The 18,648-nt window shown below is 63.6% G+C and carries 20 protein-coding genes; 13 read left to right on the forward strand and 7 right to left on the reverse strand.

Features of this window, described 5'->3' with window-relative positions; translation table 11 throughout:
* The first annotated feature begins 122 nt into the window (after nt 1–122).
* A complete protein-coding gene (locus MTO99_RS04040) occupies nt 123–1,373 on the forward strand; it encodes a DNA cytosine methyltransferase (RefSeq protein ID WP_243557161.1) in 1,251 nt (416 codons plus the stop codon).
* Nucleotides 1,374–1,417: 44 nt separating this feature from the next.
* On the opposite strand, the gene MTO99_RS04045 is transcribed toward MTO99_RS04040, so the two are convergent.
* The 3 genes from MTO99_RS04045 to MTO99_RS04055 are packed head-to-tail and all read right to left on the reverse strand — an operon-like array spanning nt 1,418 to nt 5,545.
* The gene (locus MTO99_RS04045) at nt 1,418–2,317 is read right to left on the reverse strand and encodes a protein NO VEIN domain-containing protein (RefSeq protein ID WP_243557162.1); all 900 of its coding nucleotides are present in this window, start codon (nt 2,315–2,317) and stop codon (nt 1,418–1,420) included.
* Nucleotides 2,301–4,139 (reverse strand): DEAD/DEAH box helicase, encoded by a 1,839-nt coding sequence (locus tag MTO99_RS04050; RefSeq protein WP_243557163.1) that lies wholly within the window; start codon nt 4,137–4,139, stop codon nt 2,301–2,303. The genes MTO99_RS04045 and MTO99_RS04050 overlap by 17 nt, the downstream gene beginning before the upstream one ends.
* Entirely contained in the window at nt 4,139–5,545 is a 1,407-nt protein-coding gene (locus tag MTO99_RS04055; protein WP_243557164.1) for a ParB N-terminal domain-containing protein, read from the reverse strand. Before MTO99_RS04055 ends, MTO99_RS04050 begins: the two co-directional genes overlap by 1 nt.
* 136 nt (nt 5,546–5,681) lie before the next feature.
* On the opposite strand from MTO99_RS04055, the gene MTO99_RS04060 reads away from it, so the two are divergent.
* From MTO99_RS04060 to MTO99_RS04085, 6 genes are all read left to right on the forward strand, one after another.
* Nucleotides 5,682–6,386 (forward strand): KpnI family restriction enzyme N-terminal domain-containing protein, encoded by a 705-nt coding sequence (locus tag MTO99_RS04060; protein WP_243557165.1) that lies wholly within the window; start codon nt 5,682–5,684, stop codon nt 6,384–6,386.
* 388 nt (nt 6,387–6,774) lie between these two features.
* Entirely contained in the window at nt 6,775–7,860 is a 1,086-nt protein-coding gene (locus MTO99_RS04065; RefSeq protein ID WP_243557166.1) for a DUF262 domain-containing protein, read from the forward strand.
* Nucleotides 7,847–8,581 (forward strand): MAE_28990/MAE_18760 family HEPN-like nuclease, encoded by a 735-nt coding sequence (locus tag MTO99_RS04070; protein ID WP_243557167.1) that lies wholly within the window; start codon nt 7,847–7,849, stop codon nt 8,579–8,581. Before MTO99_RS04065 ends, MTO99_RS04070 begins: the two co-directional genes overlap by 14 nt.
* Nucleotides 8,578–9,660, forward strand: coding sequence for a DNA cytosine methyltransferase (locus tag MTO99_RS04075; RefSeq protein WP_243557168.1), 1,083 nt, complete (start codon nt 8,578–8,580; stop codon nt 9,658–9,660). The genes MTO99_RS04070 and MTO99_RS04075 overlap by 4 nt, the downstream gene beginning before the upstream one ends.
* A gap of 399 nt (nt 9,661–10,059) precedes the next feature.
* Nucleotides 10,060–10,353, forward strand: a complete 294-nt coding sequence (locus MTO99_RS04080; protein ID WP_243557169.1) for a transposase — start codon at nt 10,060–10,062, stop codon at nt 10,351–10,353.
* Nucleotides 10,350–10,730, forward strand: coding sequence for a hypothetical protein (locus tag MTO99_RS04085; RefSeq protein ID WP_243557171.1), 381 nt, complete (start codon nt 10,350–10,352; stop codon nt 10,728–10,730). The genes MTO99_RS04080 and MTO99_RS04085 overlap by 4 nt, the downstream gene beginning before the upstream one ends.
* Before the next feature lie 137 nt (nt 10,731–10,867).
* Here MTO99_RS04085 and MTO99_RS04090 read toward each other — a convergent pair whose 3' ends face one another.
* Nucleotides 10,868–11,491 carry an RES family NAD+ phosphorylase gene (locus MTO99_RS04090; RefSeq protein ID WP_243557173.1) on the reverse strand — a complete coding sequence of 208 codons (624 nt, stop codon included), beginning with the start codon at nt 11,489–11,491 and terminating at the stop codon, nt 10,868–10,870.
* Nucleotides 11,488–12,207, reverse strand: coding sequence for a hypothetical protein (locus MTO99_RS04095; protein WP_243557175.1), 720 nt, complete (start codon nt 12,205–12,207; stop codon nt 11,488–11,490). The genes MTO99_RS04090 and MTO99_RS04095 overlap by 4 nt, the downstream gene beginning before the upstream one ends.
* Before the next feature lie 101 nt (nt 12,208–12,308).
* Between MTO99_RS04095 and MTO99_RS04100 the strand changes: the two genes are divergently transcribed.
* The 4 genes from MTO99_RS04100 (at nt 12,309) to MTO99_RS04115 (ending at nt 14,964) form a co-directional block, all read left to right on the forward strand.
* Nucleotides 12,309–12,500, forward strand: a complete 192-nt coding sequence (locus tag MTO99_RS04100) for a hypothetical protein (RefSeq protein ID WP_243557176.1) — start codon at nt 12,309–12,311, stop codon at nt 12,498–12,500.
* 219 nt (nt 12,501–12,719) lie between these two features.
* Nucleotides 12,720–13,232 (forward strand): hypothetical protein, encoded by a 513-nt coding sequence (locus tag MTO99_RS04105; RefSeq protein ID WP_243557178.1) that lies wholly within the window; start codon nt 12,720–12,722, stop codon nt 13,230–13,232.
* 5 nt (nt 13,233–13,237) lie between these two features.
* Nucleotides 13,238–13,477 (forward strand): hypothetical protein, encoded by a 240-nt coding sequence (locus tag MTO99_RS04110; protein WP_243557180.1) that lies wholly within the window; start codon nt 13,238–13,240, stop codon nt 13,475–13,477.
* A gap of 260 nt (nt 13,478–13,737) precedes the next feature.
* On the forward strand, nt 13,738–14,964 hold the full coding sequence (locus MTO99_RS04115; RefSeq protein WP_243553753.1) for an IS256 family transposase: 1,227 nt from the start codon (nt 13,738–13,740) through the stop codon (nt 14,962–14,964).
* Between the two features lie 480 nt (nt 14,965–15,444).
* Here MTO99_RS04115 and MTO99_RS04120 read toward each other — a convergent pair whose 3' ends face one another.
* Nucleotides 15,445–15,942, reverse strand: a complete 498-nt coding sequence (locus MTO99_RS04120) for a hypothetical protein (protein WP_243557182.1) — start codon at nt 15,940–15,942, stop codon at nt 15,445–15,447.
* A 226-nt stretch (nt 15,943–16,168) separates the two neighbouring features.
* On the opposite strand from MTO99_RS04120, the gene MTO99_RS04125 reads away from it, so the two are divergent.
* Together MTO99_RS04125 and MTO99_RS19270 are read left to right on the forward strand one after the other, a co-directional pair.
* Nucleotides 16,169–17,319, forward strand: a protein-coding gene (locus MTO99_RS04125; RefSeq protein ID WP_243554133.1) for an IS3 family transposase whose coding sequence is annotated in 2 segments (ribosomal slippage) — nt 16,169–16,439 and nt 16,439–17,319 — 1,152 coding nt in all. Because the reading frame shifts where the segments join, the coding sequence is not laid out codon by codon here.
* A gap of 55 nt (nt 17,320–17,374) precedes the next feature.
* Nucleotides 17,375–17,632 carry a YxzC family protein gene (locus MTO99_RS19270; RefSeq protein ID WP_494337203.1) on the forward strand — a complete coding sequence of 86 codons (258 nt, stop codon included), beginning with the start codon at nt 17,375–17,377 and terminating at the stop codon, nt 17,630–17,632.
* Between the two features lie 290 nt (nt 17,633–17,922).
* On the opposite strand, the gene MTO99_RS04130 is transcribed toward MTO99_RS19270, so the two are convergent.
* Nucleotides 17,923–18,585 (reverse strand): TetR/AcrR family transcriptional regulator, encoded by a 663-nt coding sequence (locus MTO99_RS04130; RefSeq protein WP_243557184.1) that lies wholly within the window; start codon nt 18,583–18,585, stop codon nt 17,923–17,925.
* Between the last annotated feature and the right edge of the window lie 63 nt (nt 18,586–18,648).

The following is an 18,648-nucleotide window of genomic DNA, read 5'->3' on the forward strand; positions in this document are numbered from 1 at the left end:
CTTGAGTGTGACTTGCCGCTCGTCTCGCAACACGACCGGGGCACCTTAGTTGAGAATCAGAAGGGCGCCAAGATACATGGCAGCCAGTCTTCCATCCACCGCTACGTTCCGGGGAGCCATCAGTGACCAGCTTGCGCACAGTTGAGATTTGCGCGGGCGCCGGGGGACAAGCGCTCGGACTGCACAAGGCTGGATTCCGCCATGACCTCGCAGTGGAAATAGACCCGACCGCTGCCGAAACGCTGCGTCAGAACTTGGGTGGAGAAGTCGCCGTGGGCGATGTTGCCGATATTGGTGTCTGGCGACCAGCTGACTATGAAGGGGTGGACCTTCTCGCGGGCGGAGTTCCGTGTCCGCCGTTTTCGATCGCTGGCAAGCAGCTGGGTTCATCCGATGAACGAGATCTCTTCGCGTGGGCCGTCGAGCAAGTTGCTGTAATGCGGCCGCGGGCGCTCATGCTGGAGAATGTTCGGGGGCTCGCGGCTGCTCGATTCTCCGGCTATCGACAGCGTGTGCTCGATCGATTGGCGCAGCTAGGCTACGTTGCGGACTGGCGGCTCTTGCACGCGGCCGATTTTGGTGTGGCCCAACTGCGACCTCGATTCGTGCTCGTCGCCCTGCGTCCGGAAGACGCGGTGTACTTCCGTTGGCCGGAGGTCGCTGGCGAGCGTGTAACGGTAGGGGAGGAATTGCGCGACTTGATGTCAGCCAATGGTTGGGCACATGTCGACGACTGGGTTGCGCTAGCGGATGGGATCGGCCCAACGCTCGTTGGGGGAAGCAAGAAGCACGGTGGTGCAGACCTCGGCCCTACTCGCGCCAAGCGTGCCTGGGAAGCTCTTGGCGTCGACGGCAAGGGTATCGCTGATAGCGCACCAGACAAGAACGCGCCGCACCCGACCGAACGGTTGCCCCGGCTCACCCTCGCGATGGTTGCACGCCTACAGGGATGGCGAGATTACGACGGCTGGGACTTCGCCGGCCGGAAGACATCCCAATACCGTCAGATCGGCAACGCGTTTCCGCCCCCGGTCGCGGAGGCAGTCGGCCGTGCAATTCGAGTCGCACTCGAGCATGCTGGCATGCCCCACGAGGTCCCAGAACTGAGCGCCGATATCCACGACCCGGTTTACCGAGCGCTCGCCGGCGCGGGAGACTTCGTGAGCATCGATCGGCTGACAGGTGCGCTGAACGAGTTCAGTCATGCTTCAGTCGAACGTCGACTGGCCATCCTTGCCCAGGATTTTGTAGTCGAGCAGCGTGTCACTCCATCGGGAACGATGTATCGACTCGGCGAGTTCAAGGGGTTCACCGGTCAGGCCGACCATGAACGGCACGGCTACATCCAACAGTTCAAGAGCCGAATCAGTTAATCCGGTGCTCGGTGGCGTGTGCCACAGACAAGGCCGCCGCTATGTCAGTCCGGCTCTTCAGGGATCGAACGCTCGACGTCTTCGATCCTGCTGTCCGGATCGGGTGTTTGCTGCCAGGACGGCAGCGGATCAGTCAGCGCCTCTCGCATCCGTGGAATCCCGTCCTCCACTACCTCGGGTGGGATCTCCAGTTTGCAGGTGGCCCAGCTCGCCGACGCATCTACGTCGCGAGGCGCATGTTCGATGATCCACTGGTTCGGGACGACCCCTATACCGACCACGACCAGTTCTGGATTGAGGCGAACCAGGACCAACGACCAGCTCTCATCGCGACGCATCACGTCGAACTCGTGCCGTGAGAGGTAGACCGCTATCCGGCCCTGCCGAGTCGTGCTTTTCACTTCGAGATGATCCGCATTCCCACCTCTAACGACCTCGATGTCGTAGCCGTATCCGTCGGACCAAGCAGATACCTGCTCGACGCGCCCGGTTGTCCGCGATTTCAGCAGCTCAACCAATGCCGCTTCACCCGCAGCTCCGACACGTTCTCTCGCGGTTGTGTCGACCTTGCCCCAGCTCGAGACCAACTGCGCGTAGACGGCGTCCCCGTCGAGACCTAGCGCTGCCGCTACGCCTAAGACATCGGTTGGCAGTTCACCAGGTTCACTAACAAGCTGGTCCGCATCCCGCACCCAGGGAAGCTTGCCGTGTTCGAACAATGCACCGAGTATCCGCAGCGCCGCTGGAGTATCGCTCTCGAGGCTGTTGACGAGCCCAACTTCTCGCATCCACGCCAGCGCAGTCGCATACTGGGTCGGCGTGAGGTCGTCGTACGCCGGATGGCTTGTCAGCAGTGCTTGGGCTCGCGCCAGACCGCCACTTGAAGGAAGCAGTTCGAGCCATCTCTTCGCAGCCAGTAGGACGGGCTCAGGAGGAAGCCGCATCGAAATGCCCCAATAGTGCCTGGAGATCCCCCTGATCGAGACCTCCTCCGATGGCGGGCTCCTCGTCGAGGTCGGCGAGTTGCTGAACCGCGGGGTCGTCAAGGATGCCGCCCATGAACTTGAGCTTGGTCGCGAGACGCGCAGCGACTACCTCGTCAATGGTGCCTTCCGACGCGAGAACCGTCACTCTGGTTCTGACATCCTGGGCAAGACCGAGTCGGTGAATGCGGTCAAGGCTCTGCAAGAAGCGTCCGGCAGCAAAGTCCCGATCGACATAGACTGCGTCGTGGCATTCGTGGTGAAGGCTAATGCCTTCGCCGAGCGTGGCTGGGTTGGACAGGAGCACCATGCACTCCGGATCACGCCGGAATCGCTCAATCTGTTCGTCCCTGTCGGGGGTTCCGCCATGTACGAGTGCTGGGCTGAACGAACCCAGGACGCGGTGAAGTGTGTTCAGGCTCCTGATAAACGTTGACCACACCAGGGTCTTGCGCCCCTGCGCGGCATTCTCACGGACAATCGCGAGGACTTCCTGGAACTTTGGCGACATTTCGTAGGCCGGAAGGTCCTGCATGAGCTCATACAGGCTCGAGTTCTCAGGAACCGCGAGCGGGGGGACGCGGTATTCGAGGGGCTCGTACTTGGTCGTGCCGACCGAGAGCAGCGCGGGGCTCGTCGCAGCCATAAGCATGTAGACGATGATCCGGCCGAGGGCTTGGAAGTCTCCCTCCGCCCCTGCCGCACGCGCAGAGAACTGCCCGACGAGCGCTTTGTAGATCTCCGCGTGCAGGGGCGGAAGTGGCACGTGCCGAAAAACCGTGTCCACCGGGGGAAGCCCGAGTTCCCCCTTCGTTGTCCTGGTGAACAACGGTTTCAGTGCGCGGCTCGCCTGCGCGAGGTCACCTCCGGCGACAGCGCGGATAACGCTCTGCCGCCCTGTGCCGGGCCACACGAAGCCGAAAAGACTCTCCAAATCCTTGACCCCGTTGGGTGCCGGTGTCCCCGTGAGGATGAGTCGGCGTCGGCTCCTAGGCCCTAGAGCGAGGCATGCTGCGCCATAGGCGCCATCGACGCCAAGCTTCATCCGGTGTGCCTCGTCGAGGAGGATCATCGACGGGCGTTCAGTCAGCCATCGGCCGAGACCGTTCACCATGGACGGTAGACGCTCGTAATTCACTATGATCGCTTCTGCCCCGTCCGGTGGTGGACCGTTCAACACGTTCATGTCCAGCGGACGCGAGAGACAGATGCGGTTTTCGTACTGCCATGCGCCGTAGCTCGATTTGGGCCCCACGATCAACAGTCGCTCGAGTTTCTCAGAACGGCGCAGTGCATGGAACACAGCGAGACCTACCCGAGTTTTTCCAGCGCCCGGAACCGAGAAGTTCGCACCGTGTCGCAGCGAGAGAAGCTTGGCAATATCTCGTTCCTGAAACGCGGTGAGGTCACCCACCCAGTCGGGCCCAAGCCGCTCGGCGAGAGCGGCGGGCGCGATGCGAGCGTTCTCAGCCTCAGTTTCCTGCAGGCGCGTGGCGACGGACCGAGCATCTTGGATGGAATCGACAACCAGGGCCTCAAGGGTTGGATCCCAGACGACATCGCCTTCGCCCTGGTACGGCCACCCGCCGAGGACTGCGAGGTTGGTGAGCAGGTCGTCGAGGTCGACCTCAACAATCGTGGACGATCGTTGTGTACTTGTCTGGAATCCGAGCGCAAGGCGGCGGAGATCCGCCTCAAGCGCCGCGTTCGCCTGAAGCCTCGCACGGGTGGCATCAGGCGCAAGGGTTATTTCGAGCGACGGTGCTGAGCCTGTTCCGCGCATCACTTGATCCGTGCGGCATCAAGCAGCCACGCAACACCTTCTCCTGGCGCTGTGAATGTGCGCCCAGCCTGACGCGCGAGGCTTTCGAGGCTCTCTCGAAGAACGATCAGCGCGTCGTCAAACGCCTCTTCGTCCAGCGCCCGCTTCGCCTTGGCTTCAGCGAACTCGTTCGCGCACTGCGTGACGTAGTCCGCAGCATCGGTGAGTCGCTCGGGAACAGCAGTCTGCCGCTTTACCAGCTCGGCGTTTTGGCCGGCCAGCTTCACGGCCACATCGAAGGTCTCGCGTGCCTTCCGCATCAGGCTTGACGCCTCTGCGACGTCCGCCGGGCTGGAGCCGCTGCTGTCACGCGCAACAGCCTTGGCCCGAAGCAACCTGTTTGTTAGGGCTTCTGCGGCTTCTGAGTCGCTGCTCGGACCAGGAATTGTCACCCCGGGCAGGCCGGGGACCGAGACGGGCGCAGCGGACCCTGGCGCCGACTTGAGATCCTCAGGGAGTCGCGAGTCGAGATATCGTGCGTGGAAATCGTCCTCGGCCAGCCGCAGCGAGGTCTTGGGGTAGTCGAGGAGCACCATCGCAAGCCGCGTTTGCTTAAGTCGATCGGCGGCGTCGGGGTCAGTCTTCGCCAGCGTTGAGAAGTCCCGATGAAGCTCGCGCAGCTTCTCCTGGTGCTGCTCGAAATCAATGAGTCGGAGTGAGACACCGTCGGCTGTCCGACTCCGGTCGATCGCGTCGAGGATCAGCCGGTAGACCCACCGGTCGCGCTGGAGGGTCGCGGGCTTGATGTTGAAATCCTTCGCGACGTCTGCCTCGGACCGCCCGCGACCGAGTTCCTCATCGATCGCTATCAGCCGGTTGATGTAGGAGTAATCGCGCCGGCGATCCTTGCGAAGCTGAAGGGTCAGCTCAACGCTGTTGATGTCCAGCCGCGACGTGTCGTCTGGCAGGACTCCGACCTTGATGTTTTGCACGCCAAGGTCGCGCAGTGCAGCAGCACGCGTATTTCCGTCGACGAGGATTCCGTGAGGGCTCACGATGCCCGGTTCACGCTGGCCCGAGTCATCCAGCTCATCCTTGAGCGCGATGAAGTCAGGGTCGACCTGGTCCGGGTTGGCGGGCCTCTGGCGCAGCAGATCGTGCAAGTACGTCTGTGCCGCCTCGCCCCAGGGATCGGTGTCGATCTCATGATTCCGCGCCGGGTCCAGTGTCCGCTGGGCGCGGATCCGATGCGTGTCAGGGTTGAAGTAGAGCATGTCTACTGGCATCGAGATCACGTACAAGTGCCGAAGTTCCCCTCGCCAGTCGACGGTGACCTTTGCCCCTGCCTCAGTCATCGCGTGCTTGAGGCGCTGGTTGATGAGGGCCTTGATCTCCTCACCCTGCGGTGGCATGCCGAACTCAGCCATCTACGAATTCTCCTCGAGGTAGGTCTGGGCTCTAGTCTCAGGTGCGAAGCCCGCTTGTGCAGGATTCTCGCACCTCGCTCCGACATCCAACGCCGGCAGGCAGACTCCCGTCGCCTGTGAAACGAAAGAAGCACACATGAAAGCCGAAGCACCCCGTTGGGATGATCCTGGATACTCGGCAGGCTCGATGGTCCGAGGAGCGCTTTGGCTCGTCCAGGTCGTCGGCGAAGGCAACACGTTCACCAAGAATCAGCTGCGCGACGCGTTCCCCGGGGTTTCTCAGATCGATCGGCGGATTCGGGATCTTCGCGACTACGGGTGGGTCGTCTACTCAAATACCGAGGACGCAGGGCTTTCCGCCGAAGATCAGCGATTCGTGAAGGAAGGAGTAGCTGTCTGGGACGCCAAGGCCCGGCGCGACTCAGCACCGCAGAAGGCGATTTCGAGCAAGGAACGGCAGGCGATCCTGGCCCGGGACAGCTACATGTGCACGCTCTGCGGGATCGCGGGAGGCGAACCGTACCCAGACGATGCCATTCTGACGGCTGTCCTCAGCGTCTCGCGCCGCACTCTCGAACATGCTGACGGGCGGAAAGAACTTGCCCTCGTCACAGAGTGCAATCGGTGTAGGGCGGGCCTTGGGGGCGACGACATGGTATCTATTGGTGCTGTCATCTCTGCGGTCCGGGACCTCGAACCGAGAGAGCAGAGACGGATCGCGCGCTGGATGGAGCGCGGGCGCCGAGGTACGACCGAGCTCGATCGCGCGTGGACGGCGTTCCTTAGAGTGCCGTTTGACAACCGTCAGGCCGTGATCGATGGAGTTAGCGCAGGTGACTGAATGGCGGCGACTTCCTGCGCCCCGGCAGTACCGTTGCAACTCATAGGCGTTCCTTTCCGTACGGCTCGCTCCTCTCTGCCAGCCCCGACAGGGTGCGAAGACTCTCGCCGCAGCTCACCTTTTGTGGACGTTCAGGGCGCGTCAAACGTCCTTGAGGCTGTCAGGATCAGCCCCGGCAGCCTGATCAGCCAGCCCTAATCTGTGTCTGGACGCACGAGCGGCGCCCTCGCAGGAGACTGCCCAGCGAATGTCAGTGGCATCCGGCAGTCTGGGGCGTGAGGTTGCAACCCGCCCGCCTGTCCTCCCGGCAGCCACGGCGGCGCCCCGGTAGCGTAGACGCTGGGCCTACCTGGTGGAGGTGACGCGACTAGAAGAAGGAATAGGTGCGATGGTGGCGCGTTCCAATGAACGACCGGCTGCAGAGCAGATCGAACTTGCCGAAGCACAGATCATTGAGGAATCCAAACGAATCGACTTCTTCCTCACCGAGTACTCCGTCGAGTTGCTGGCCCAGAAGGTCCGCGACGGCGAGTACGTCGTCCCCGCCTATCAGCGAGAGTTCACCTGGGAAGATCGCCGGAAGTCTCGATTCATCGAGTCGTTGATCATGGGACTCCCTATTCCCTTCATCTTCTTCTGGGAGATGCCAGACGGCCGCCTCGAAATCGTCGATGGTTCTCAACGGTTGCGCACGATCGCAGAGTTCATCTACGGGGGTCTACAACTGGGTGAACTCGACCCTCTGACGCATCTGTCCGGATTCTGCTTCGACGACCTTCCCGAGTCGAGACAGCGCAAGATCAAGAATCGTTCCGTTCGCGGCATTGTTCTCAATGAGCACGCCGATGAGGCGGCTCGACTTGACATGTTCGAACGCATCAATACCGGCAGTAAGATCGCCAACAACGCCGAGGTTCGCCGAGGAGCGCTCGCGGGGCCGTTCCTCGACCTGGTCACCGGACTTGCTAACACTCCGCTTCTCGCGCAACTAGCCCCAATGCCAGCGAAGGCCAAGAAGGAGCGCGGCTACGAAGAGCTGGTTACTCGACTCTTCGCGTACGGGGATGGCTTGGAAAACTACCGCGACCGCCCTTCCGACTTCCTCTTTGCATACTCAAAGAAGATGAATGACGAGTTGGCCTCGAACCCAGCTCTGGCAGATTCCTATCGTCAGCGTTTCGACACCGTCCTCGACTTTGTTTCGCGAAACTTCCCCTTCGGATTCAGGAAGGCCGAGAAGAGCACGGCGACCCCGCGGACGAGATTCGAGTCCATCGCAATCGGTGTTGACCGTGCGCTGGCTGAGCAGCCCGACCTCGCCGACCGTCCGGCCGAAGAGATCGATGTTGCCTCTTGGATCGACCTGCCCGAGTTTCGGAGGATCACCAGTTCCGACGGTGCGAACGCGAGTGCTCGCCTTCGTGGGCGCATCGACTTCGTCAAGAACAGGTTGGTGAGGCATGGCGACGCTTGACCTTGTCCCGTACTTTGAAGAGAGGTATGCAGAGATCGAGGCATACCTCTCTTTCCTGCAGAACGTCGAGAACGCGGCCCGCGAGGGCACTCCGCGGTTTCGCGGCACCGACGCTTCGATCACCACTGAGCAGAAGAAGATTCTGAACTCAAGTCTCTATCTTCAGCTCTACAACCTGGTCGAAGCGACCGTCCTTCGCTGTCTGGAAGGAGTTGTCGCTGCGATCGAAGAAGCAGAACGGCGACCCAGCGAACTGAGCATTGGCCTTCGCACCGAATGGGTGCGTTCCATTGCTCGAACCCACAGCGACTTGGGCCCGGACAAACGTCTTCAAGCCGCGCTCGACCTGTGCGAGCAACTGCTGCTGCAGATGCCCGTCAAGGGATTCAAGATCGAGCCCGGGGGTGGCGGGAACTGGGATGACTCAGCTATCGAGAAGATGTGCGAACGAGTGGGGTGCGGACTAACGCTCTCACCCAGCGTCATCCAAGCGGCCAAGCGACACATACGGGACGACATGGGTGCGCTGAAGCTCGTCAAGGACCGCCGCAACGGACTTGCTCACGGCTCGCTTTCCTTCGTTGAATGTAGCGATGGCGTGACGGTAGCGGAACTCAAGGGGCTCACGACCGCAGTTGGCGACTATCTGCGAGAAGCAGTCGGCTGCTTTGTGATCTTCATCAGCGCTGAGATAGCTAAGAAGGAAGGTGCCGTCGCTTGACGAACGAAGGCAAGCGCGCTCCGACTATCCGTGCCATCGATCTGTTCTGCGGAGTCGGCGGCCTTACTCATGGTCTCGCGCAGGCGGGCATCGACGTCGTAGCAGGGATCGATATCGACCCGGCGTGCGCGTACCCGTACGAAGCCAACAACAAGGCCAAGTTCATCGAACGCGATGTCAACGAGCTCTCAGGGTCCGACGTGGCAGACATGATCAGCGGAGCGGACATCAGCATGATCGCCGGTTGCGCGCCCTGTCAGCCGTTCTCGACATATAGCCGGTCAGGAAGGAGCAACAAGCGCGGAGAGGATTGGCAACTCGTCGAGATCTTCGGGAAACTCGTGAAGGAAGTCCAGCCAGACCTGGTCACGATGGAAAACGTCCCGCAGCTGCTCGACCACCCCGTCTTCCATCAGTTTCTGAAGAGCCTTGCGGGGTATTCCGTGGAGTGGTCTGTTGTTCAGGCAGTTCGCGTCGGAATTCCTCAGACGCGAAAGCGATTGGTTCTCATCGCTTCGAAGTTGGGCGCTGCTGGTTTGGGGCTGGCGCAGGACCAGCAGCGAGCGAAGACCGTTCGCGAGGCGATCGGCCGACTCCGTCCGATCGAGGCAGGCCAGTCCGATCCGAACGATCGACTGCATGTCGCGTCACGGTTGAGCGAGACCAATCTCGAGCGCATTCGTCACTCGAAGCCCGGTGGCTCATGGCGCGATTGGCCCGTCGAGCTTCAGGCGGCTTGCCACAGGAAAAGCACGGGAGCGACCTACCCGAGTGTGTACGGCCGGATGTCGTGGGACGAAGCGAGTCCGACCATCACTACTCAATGCTTCGGTTACGGGAATGGGCGATTTGGTCATCCTGAGCAAGACCGAGCGATCTCCCTGCGTGAAGCGGCGATCCTGCAGACCTTTCCGCCAAAGTACAAGTTCGTGCGGCCAGGTGAGCCTGTCAAGTTCAGCGTGCTGGGACGGCTGATCGGCAATGCGGTGCCAGTACGACTGGGCGAGGTCGTCGGACAAACGCTTGTCGAACATGCGTCGCAGTACTTTCAGAAGGCGGGCGCCGGTGAGGCGGGGTGAGATGTCGGCGTGGTCAAGGCACAGTGCGCGACACCGCACAACCCATGAGCCCGCCGGTGGAGTCGCCTGATCCGCAAGACCACGAGCGCAACGGAGGCGGAGCGGCCTCGTTGTGTGCGGGCGTGCCCCTATGTCCTCTGTCGAGCGGCCGCTGGCAGGGTGCGCGCCGGCGGTTGGTAGAGGGTGCCGTCGTGGAGCGTTGCGCAGAGGACGTCGGATCAACATCGTGCGGGTGCGATGAGGGCCTGGTTTGCGTTGGGCGATCTTGCGGTCGTCGTAGGCGCGGGATTCCGGGTCTCGGAGTGCAGCGAACGCGGACAGGAAAATGGCCGGGTCTGCTGCACGGATTGGTGACACCTGATCTGTGGTGCCGTGTGGTGCCGCTGGGAGGATGTCATCATGCCCAAGCCCTATCCCCGCGAGTTCCGTGACGATGTGGTTCGCGTCGCTGTGAACCGTGAGCCCGGTGTGCCGTTGCGTCAGATCGCGGCGGACTTCGGGATCAGTGACACGTGTCTGCAGAACTGGGTCCGCCAGGCCGCGATCGAGACCGGCGCGAAGCCCGGCGTGACCCGGGCGGAGGCCGACGAGGCGCGGGAGCTGCGCAAGCGGGTCCGGCTGCTGGAGCAGGAGAACGAGGTGCTCCGCCGTGCGGCGGCGTACTTCGCGCAGGCTCATCTGCCGGGAAAATGAGCTACCCGCTCGTGAAAGAGCTCGCCGCTGACGGGGTTCCTGTCGCGGTGACGTGCCGGGTTCTCAAGCTCTCCCGTCAGCCCTACTACCGGTGGCTGCGGGCACCGATCACGAACGCCGAGGTGGTGGAGGCGTATCGGGCGAACGCGCTGTTCGACGCGCATCGTGACGACCCGGAGTTCGGGCACCGGCTGCTGGCCGACGAGGCCCGCGATGCCGGGGAGCCGATGGCGGACCGGACCGCGTGGCGGATCGCGTCCGCCAACGGCTGGTGGTCAGCGTTCGGGAAACGCAAGGCCCGCGGGAAGGGCAAGAAGCCGGCCCTCCGGTCCACGACGACCTCGTGCAGCGCGAGTTCGGCCGAAACCACGGTGTAATCAGAAACCCTGAGAACGGGAACACAGCAAACGCTGATGGATCGATTGACAGACAAGGGGTCGACACCCGGACTGGCCACACTCGGCCATCACCGCTATCGGTCGCTCGTCGCAAGGTTCCGAGTGAGGCGCACAGGTCAGACCGGCGGTTCGACCTTCGTAAGGTCGGAGGAACGCGGCGGCCCTTCGAGCACGTTGAGGCCTGCACGCTTGCATGCTTCCCTGCCGGTGATCACCTCGACGGTTGTGCCGATTGGATGGGCGCCGGCCTCACCGAACAGAGCCCATGAGGTCGCAGCGCCGGGCGTAAATCGGGAGCCGTAACGTATTCCGTCGAAGTCGGCGGCTCGGAAAGCACGTGCCCACGCCTGCGGCACCGCGTATGGGGTCATCGACGTCAGCTCGCTGGTCACGCTGAAACTTGCTGCCTCCGGCAAGCTGACCCCGGCGAACCTTCCGGCGACATTGGTCAACAGGGTGACGGCTCGGGCGTCGACGTCTGTCGCCGGCACAGACCGATTCAAAGTGACCACGCCGAGCGCCTCCCGGAGCGCGACAAGGACACCATCAGCCAGGTAGCAGGTGCCGTCGGGCGCCGGAAGGTCGAACCGGCCACCCAGATTCGAAGAGAACCAGCCTGCGTTGCGGTCTGCCGAGTGCGCGCGGGCGAGTGTCGCCGTCGGGTTGAGCCACGCGGACGGAAAGTCAGTGAGGTCGAGGTCAGATGCTGGAAGTTGTTGCGCGACCTGTTCGCGCGTCATGCGTACCGCGCGCGAATGTCTTGCTCAGCCATCCTGAGGACCGCTGCCACATCGTCCCTTGAGCCGCGAAGCATTTGCGCTGCGGTCAACCCGCCCCACAGTTCGAGCGGAGTGTTCAGCCAGAGCGCGCGAGTCCATTCGTCTTCGATGCCTCGCTCAAGAATGTCTTGAAGATCCGGCAGGTGCGGGAGAAGGCCGCCTCCGTCGTCGAACTGGAACGACGGATGAACGAGTTCTCCATCAGCTGTGGTTAGCCCGAGTAGCCGGCGTTCGCGTCGGAGCACGGACAGTCGCTGCTTGGACAGATTCTTCCATCGGGCGAGGGCCCGGGTGTCGTAGAACGGGCCTACGAGCCGGTCCCAGTCGCTGCCGGTTGTTGTCGGAAGGACGGCGGCAAGCCGGTCCGCTAGTTCTGGAATGTCGATATCGTCCAGCGAATGGGCGCCGCGCTCGGCGATCGCCGACTGAAGCCGGGCGAGAAACTCGACCATCAGATTGGATGCGGTCGGCGGGAGATCGACCTCGACGGGACCCGGCTTGAGCGATGCACTGATCGCCGCATCCAAGTCAACCGGCTCTTCCGATGCCCGACGCACGATGATTACGTGAAACGCTTCGAGCGGGAGGATCTGAAGATCGAACTCTTCGTCCGAACCGTGCCGTCGGACGGACAGATGAGGTTCTGCGCCGCGTTCCGGTTCCTGCGTGATCGGCATCCCAGCTCCCTCCGTCAATAGCGTCAATACCAGCGTAATACGTCAACAGCGTCAATACCCACCTCGGTCTGTCGTGGGCGGTGCGTTAGGAACACCTCGGCGTGGCCGCCGGCGTCGATCTCGTCGACATGCTCTTCGAGGATCGCTTCGCCGGACCACCAGTTGACGCCGACCTGGCGCGAGAACTGGTCGATGGACGGCGCACATTCCAAGCTCGCGAAGTGCGGGCCGGCGTGCGACCACCGATGGACATGTGGGAGAAACGGATGTGCTCAAACAGTTGGACTGGCTGACCGGGGTTCGCGTCCATTGCGGCTGCGCGTAGCCCCAGTTCTCGTGGTTCCCAAGGATCACGACGGCCGGATCGAGCGGCCGATCCGACTTGCGATTGCTCTTCGCGTTCGATCAGCGACGGCAGGCGATCCTGGTGGTCGCCGGTGGCAAGGCCTCCGCATTGAGGTCGAACTCGGAGACAACGCATCCACATCGCGCGCCCAGGTCCGGAATATCCCGTGTGGGACCAGTTCCGTGACGAGGATGGTGCCTCGACGCACCCGCAGCGCCCGATGATACTCGGCCCCTTGTTCACCGCGCGCGCATCCGGAACCGTGCCGACCGGCGCCGTGGTCGACAAGATGATCATCGTCGGATCGCTGCTCGACCGGGAGGCCTTCCCCTGGCCGGCCGACTGGTACCGGCGCCGCGTCGACGAACACGCCGGTGGTGATGCATCCGCCCGGCTTCGCCTCTGGTTCATGGACAACGCGACGCATGGCGACGATGAGACCCAGCAGAACCAGACGCACACCATCCCCTACGTCGGAGCGCTCCACACTGCGCTCCGTCAGCTTGCCGCCTGGGTCGAGGACGGTGTCGAGCCCGCGGCATCCACCGACTACACCGTCGAAAACAGGCAGATCTCAATCCCGGAAACCCTCGCGGAGCGGGGCGGGGTGCAGCCGATTGTGTGCGGATCGCGGCGAGTGACTCAGACACTGCTCGCGTGCGAGTGGGCGAAGAGGTGAGGGTCGTGATCGCTGTCGGGACACCCCGACGCGGTCTGCCGATCGTCGCGATCGCGACCGATCTCGACGGCAGCGGTCTGCTTGGTGAGCCGATCGCTGTCGCACCCGCGAGCGATCTCGTCGTGACGGAGCGAACAACGTTCGACCGGCCAGGAACCTACTTCATCGCGGTTCGCGCGACGACGCAGGCGATCCGGGATGCCGGCACCGCGGCGGGTCGCGTTTACAACATCGCGCGCGCGTGATCGTGACGGATTGACACGTGGGTCCCGGCGGCGCGAGCACCCAGCTCGCCAGATGACCGAAAGTTCCCCGCGGTCGAAGTGCCCTCCTGCGCGAGTAAATCGGCCTGGGTTTCGTGCCGTCAGTGGACTCTGCGTCGGTGGCGTCCCCGGGTGTGGTGGGGTTTCCGGCAGGGCTCGCGGCGTCGTAGACGCTGGTGAGCCATCGTGCGATGGTCAGTGAGTACCGATCAAAGTCACTCACAGGAAGACACAAACGCACGATGGCTCTAGACCAGTCTGCCCTCCTCGAGCTCCTCGGGGAACTGCAGTCCACCGATGTCAGCGACCGGATCCGGCTCGCGACGCAGAAGCTCTACCAGGAGCTGATCGACGCGGAAGCGACTGCGTTCATCGGCGCCGCGTCCTACGAACGCTCGGAGGGGCGTGTCGCGGTCCGTAACGGGTCGCGTCCGCGGACGCTGACCACCACGGCCGGGGATCTGGATCTGCGGATCCCGAAGCTGCGACAGGGGTCGTTCTTCCCGTCGCTGCTGGAGCGGCGCCGCCGGGTCGATCAGGCGCTGTTCGCGGTCGTGATGGAGGCTTACGTCCACGGTGTCTCGACCCGGAAGGTCGACGACCTCGTCAAGGCGCTCGGCGCCGATTCGGGGATCTCCAAGTCCGAGGTGTCTCGCATCTGCCAGGACCTCGACGAGGACGTCGCCGCGTTCCGCGAACGGCCGCTGGACGCCCAGGACTACCCGTATGTGTTCGTCGATGCGACCTACTGCAAGGCCCGTGTCGGTCGTCAGGTTGTCTCGCAGGCGATCGTCGTGGCGATCGGCGTCGCCTCCGACGGCACCCGGCAAGTCCTCGGCTTCGACGTCGGCGATACGGAGTCCGAGCCGTTCTGGACGGCGTTCTTCCGGTCGTTGAAGGCCCGCGGTCTCGGCGGAGTGCGCCTGGTGATCTCCGACGCCCACTCCGGGCTGATCAAAGCCATCCAGGTCGCGTTCCAAGGCGTCTCGTGGCAGCGCTGCCGGGTTCACTTCATGCGCAACGTCCTGGCGAAGGTCCCCAAGGTCGCCGGCCCGATGGTCGCCTCCATCATCCGCACCGTGTTCGTCCCGCGCGGCAAGGCCAGCCTCGTCAAAGCACAGTTCGGGGAGGTCGTTCGCATGCTCGAACGCTCCCATCCGGCCATCGCCGAGATGCTCGAGGATGCCCGCGATGAGCTCCTCGCGTTCACCGGGTTCCCGGCCGCGCACTGGCAGCAGATCTGGTCCACGAACCCGCTGGAACGGCTGAACAAGGAGATCAAGCGCCGCACCGACGTCGTCGGCACCTTCCCCAACCCTGCCGCGCTGCTGCGCCTCGCCGGGCACGTCCTGATCGAGCAGCACGACGAATGGGACAGCGCCGACCGCCGCTACTTCAGCGACGCCTCCATGGCCCTGCTGAACACCACCGGAGAGGAGGACAGCATCCCCGAACTCATCGCGGCATAATCAGAAGCAGCTGACCTCGCCGGTGTTGAGAAACTCCACCACTCAGAGGGACGCCACCCTCTGCGTCAAGGCTCGTAGACGTGGCGCGGGTCTTGATGCGTCAACGTTTATCCAACGTTTATTCGATTCGAGCCCTATCGAGATGCTCCGAGGCATCCCGAGTACTCTGGAAGTCGTAGTTTCAGGATCGGCGAGAAATCCCCGGTCGTGTCGAGATCGGTCGAGCGTTCGCCGAGCTTCGAAGTCGGGCCACGCAGGCCCGGTCGAGTCCATCGGTCACGGGTTCAAGTCCCGTCCGCCCTACAAACGAGTACTGATCAGGTATCTGTCTCCGTGAGCATCTCGTCGTGGAACGACAATCGAGTCGAGGCGCGGCGGACGTACGCTTCGCACGCAGCTCTGACAGCGCGGCCGAGCGTCTCGGCGCGGTACTCGCCGCGCCGCGTTCGTGTGGCACGCGCATGGTTGTCGCGGGGACCGTCAGTGCGTCCGCGCCGCGCGGAGCGCATCCGTTGCGAACCAGGCGACAAGCGCGATGAGTGCCCACCCGGCCGTGATCAGGATGCCTGCTGTCGGCGACAGGTTCAGGACACCAGCCTGATCGGTCGCGGCGAACTCGGCCTGCCGTCCAGGGGTCTGATAGTCGAGGAAGTTCGCGCCTTCCCAGGGGAGGAACCTCGCGAGGTTCCCGATCACGATGAGCGGACTCTGAACGCCGGCCGCCCCCGCGAGGAGGTAGAGCGCGAGGCCTCGGATTGTGTTCAGCAGGGCCGGGCCGATGGTGATCAGGGTGCACACGATCAGCACGGTCGTCACGCTGCGGCGGAAGGTTCCGGCGATGCCGGACGCCATCACCGTGGTGAGCACGACGAACAGTAACGAGGTGATCGTCGCCCAAGCCCCTGCGCCCATGACCAGCGGGGTCGGCGTGTAACCGCGCGCAATGTAGATCGTCAGGCTCACGAGCGCCGCAGGCACGAGCGAAACGAACCCGACCATCAATGCTGTGAGCACCCGAGCGGGATCCAGCTTCTGGTGCGATACGTACGTGGCACGAGACACTTGATCAGTCGGCACGCGTTCGGATCGTGCGGCCAGAGAATGGGGAACCCAAGGTCCACTGGGCTGACCCCTTTTCGTAGGTCCGGTGGTTCTGAGAGTCGTCCTGTTGCCCGTGGTTGCGGGCAGGGAGACTGGTCAGATCATGTCGAACAGCAGGAAGCGTCACACTCCGGAGCAGGTCGTTCGCAAGCTCGGTCAGGCCGACCGGATGCTCGCTGACGGCGCGGATGTCGCGGCGGTGTGCCGGGAGCTCGGGATTTCCGAGCAGACGTACTACCGGTGGCGTAACCAGTACGGCGGTCTGAAGGCCGACGACGCGAAGCGTCTGAAGGAGCTTGAGAAGCAGAACGCGACGCTGAAGCGGCTGCTCGCGGAGGCGGAGCTGGAGAAGGCCGCGCTCAAGGAGTTGGCTGAGGGAAACTTCTAAGCCCGGGCAGGCGCCGTGCCGCCGTCGCTCACCTGATCAGGACACTGCGGGTGAGCGAGCGGATGGCGTGCCGCCTGGCCGGGCTCTCACGCTCCGCATACCGGCGCCCGCTCAAGGGCGACACGGTCGCGGACCCGGACCGTGCGTTGCGGGACTGGCTGCGCGCCTGGGCGAAGAAGCACCCGCGTTGCGGGTACCGGCGGGCGTATCACGACGCTCGCGCCGAGGGCTGGGTCGTCAACCACAAGAAGATCCAACGCCTCTGGCGTGTCGAGGGCCTGCGGGTGCCGCAACGGCGTCGACGCAAACGCGTCGGGTCCTCGACTGTCGAGGCACCTGCCGCGGATGCGCCGAACGTGGTGTGGGCGGTGGATTTCCAGTTCGATGCCGACGAGCAGGGCCGTCCGATCAAGATCTGCTCCATCGTCGACGAGCACACCCGCGAGTGCATAGGTGGGCTCACCGAGCGGTCGATCACCGCCGAACGGCTCACCGCCCACCTCGAAGACCTCGTCGCCGTCCGCGGCGCCCCGGCCGTGCTCAGATCCGACAACGGACCGGAGTTCATCAGCGACGCGATGGCCGACTGGGCCGGCACCCGCACCGGCCTGTCCTACATCCCGCCCGGCTCGCCGTGGCGCAACGGGTACGTCGAGTCGTTCAATAGCCGGCTCCGCGACGAGTGCCTGAACATCAACAGCTTCTACTCGCTGCTGCACGCGCAGGTCGTGATCGGCGACTGGAAGGACGAGTACAACCATCACCGCCGGCACTCCTCGCTCGGCTACCTACCGCCCGCCGAGTACGCTCGGCAGTGCACCCATCAAATCGAAACCGACGACTCACAGAGCGTCCGGACCGAATGAAGGGGGCGGCCCACCACCACTACTTCGATGACTCAGGCAACTCTGGGGGCAGTTGGTGAATGCTCCGAATCCGCCGGACCGCGACGCAGTCAGGCGTGTCCTTGGCGCGCTGATCTCAGGAAGGATGTCGAGAGTAGCCGCCGCCGATTGGGCATCCGTATGGGTGATTGAACCGTCTCCGCGCGTCGACGATCCCGCCATCTGGAGAGCTGTAGAGCAGCTCGCCGGTGCAGATCTACGAACTAGTCCCACCGATTTCCTCCACGCCACCGAGGACTTTCGCCAGTGGCTGAAGGCTCTGGATGACGAGTAGGCGACCGATGCGTCATCGGAATCGTGTTCCCCCAACGCATGCTCACCGACAACGGTATCGCGTTGTTCCACCCCGGATCTCCAGGAAGGAGCGTCGGCACCAGGGTCCGACCGATTCAGACACCCATCGGTCACGGGTTCAAGTCCCATCCGCCCTACAAGCTCATTCTGATCAGGTACCTGTCTCCGTGAGCCTCTCGTCATGGAACGACGATCGAGTCGCGGCGCGGCGGACGTACGATTCGCACGCAGCTCTGGCAGCGCGGCCGAGCATCTCGGCGCGGTCGCGATTCAGGGCGCCGTGCTGAGCCGGACCATGGCGTCGTAGAGCTGCTGTTCGGTCATCGGCGGCTCGGGGATCGGATGTGCCCGCTCGGCCCGATAGGCGTCGAGCATGAGGTGGAGTTGACGGCGCCCCGCGTCGGGTGCGGTGGCGCTGGTGGCGTCGATCATGCGGCCGTTCGACCAGATGAGGTTGACGATGTCGGCCAGCGTGATGTCGGGGCGCACCGCGCCGGCCTCCTGCGCTCGGGTGAGGACGTCGTCGATTTCGCGGCACATCCGGTCGTGGATGCGCTCGGTGTCAGCGCTGCCGGGGAAGCGTCGGGAGAGGAAGTCGTTGAACCCCCGGTCGCCGGCCTGCACGCGGAACAGGTTCTCGAGGTAGGAGACGAACCCTTGCCAGGGGTCGTCGATCGCCAGCGCGTTCTCGGATCCCTCGGTGAACTCGCGAAGTCGCGGCTCCAGGGCGGCCAGGAGCAGGTCCAGCCGGGTCGGGAAGTGGCGATACAGGGTCCCGATGGCGACATCGGCGTCGCGAGCGATCCGTTCCAGGGAGGCATCCACGCCTCGGGTGGCGAACTCGCGCTGTGCCGCGACGATGAGCCGGTCGCGGCGCTCCTGGGCGTCGCGACGCCGAGGCTTCTGTGCTCGCTCGACTTCGGTACTGCTCACAGGTCAAATCTACCTCGCTACCCGAGGGGGGCCTCCGCTTGCCGTATCGGACGAACGGCCGGT

This window comes from Agromyces larvae (assembly GCF_022811705.1).
GTDB lineage: Bacteria > Actinomycetota > Actinomycetes > Actinomycetales > Microbacteriaceae > Agromyces > Agromyces larvae.

What these genes read in the sequence shown, in the direction of transcription:
- MTO99_RS04045 (WP_243557162.1), bottom strand. Translation starts at nt 2,317, where the DNA reads ATGCGGCTTCCTCCTGAGCCCGTCCTACTGGCTGCGAAGAGATGGCTC.
- MTO99_RS04050 (WP_243557163.1), bottom strand. Translation starts at nt 4,139, where the DNA reads ATGCGCGGAACAGGCTCAGCACCGTCGCTCGAAATAACCCTTGCGCCT.
- MTO99_RS04055 (WP_243557164.1), bottom strand. Translation starts at nt 5,545, where the DNA reads ATGGCTGAGTTCGGCATGCCACCGCAGGGTGAGGAGATCAAGGCCCTC.
- MTO99_RS04060 (WP_243557165.1), top strand. Translation starts at nt 5,682, where the DNA reads ATGAAAGCCGAAGCACCCCGTTGGGATGATCCTGGATACTCGGCAGGC.
- MTO99_RS04065 (WP_243557166.1), top strand. Translation starts at nt 6,775, where the DNA reads ATGGTGGCGCGTTCCAATGAACGACCGGCTGCAGAGCAGATCGAACTT.
- MTO99_RS04070 (WP_243557167.1), top strand. Translation starts at nt 7,847, where the DNA reads ATGGCGACGCTTGACCTTGTCCCGTACTTTGAAGAGAGGTATGCAGAG.
- MTO99_RS04080 (WP_243557169.1), top strand. Translation starts at nt 10,060, where the DNA reads ATGCCCAAGCCCTATCCCCGCGAGTTCCGTGACGATGTGGTTCGCGTC.
- MTO99_RS04085 (WP_243557171.1), top strand. Translation starts at nt 10,350, where the DNA reads ATGAGCTACCCGCTCGTGAAAGAGCTCGCCGCTGACGGGGTTCCTGTC.
- MTO99_RS04090 (WP_243557173.1), bottom strand. Translation starts at nt 11,491, where the DNA reads ATGACGCGCGAACAGGTCGCGCAACAACTTCCAGCATCTGACCTCGAC.
- MTO99_RS04095 (WP_243557175.1), bottom strand. Translation starts at nt 12,207, where the DNA reads ATGCCGATCACGCAGGAACCGGAACGCGGCGCAGAACCTCATCTGTCC.
- MTO99_RS04115 (WP_243553753.1), top strand. Translation starts at nt 13,738, where the DNA reads ATGGCTCTAGACCAGTCTGCCCTCCTCGAGCTCCTCGGGGAACTGCAG.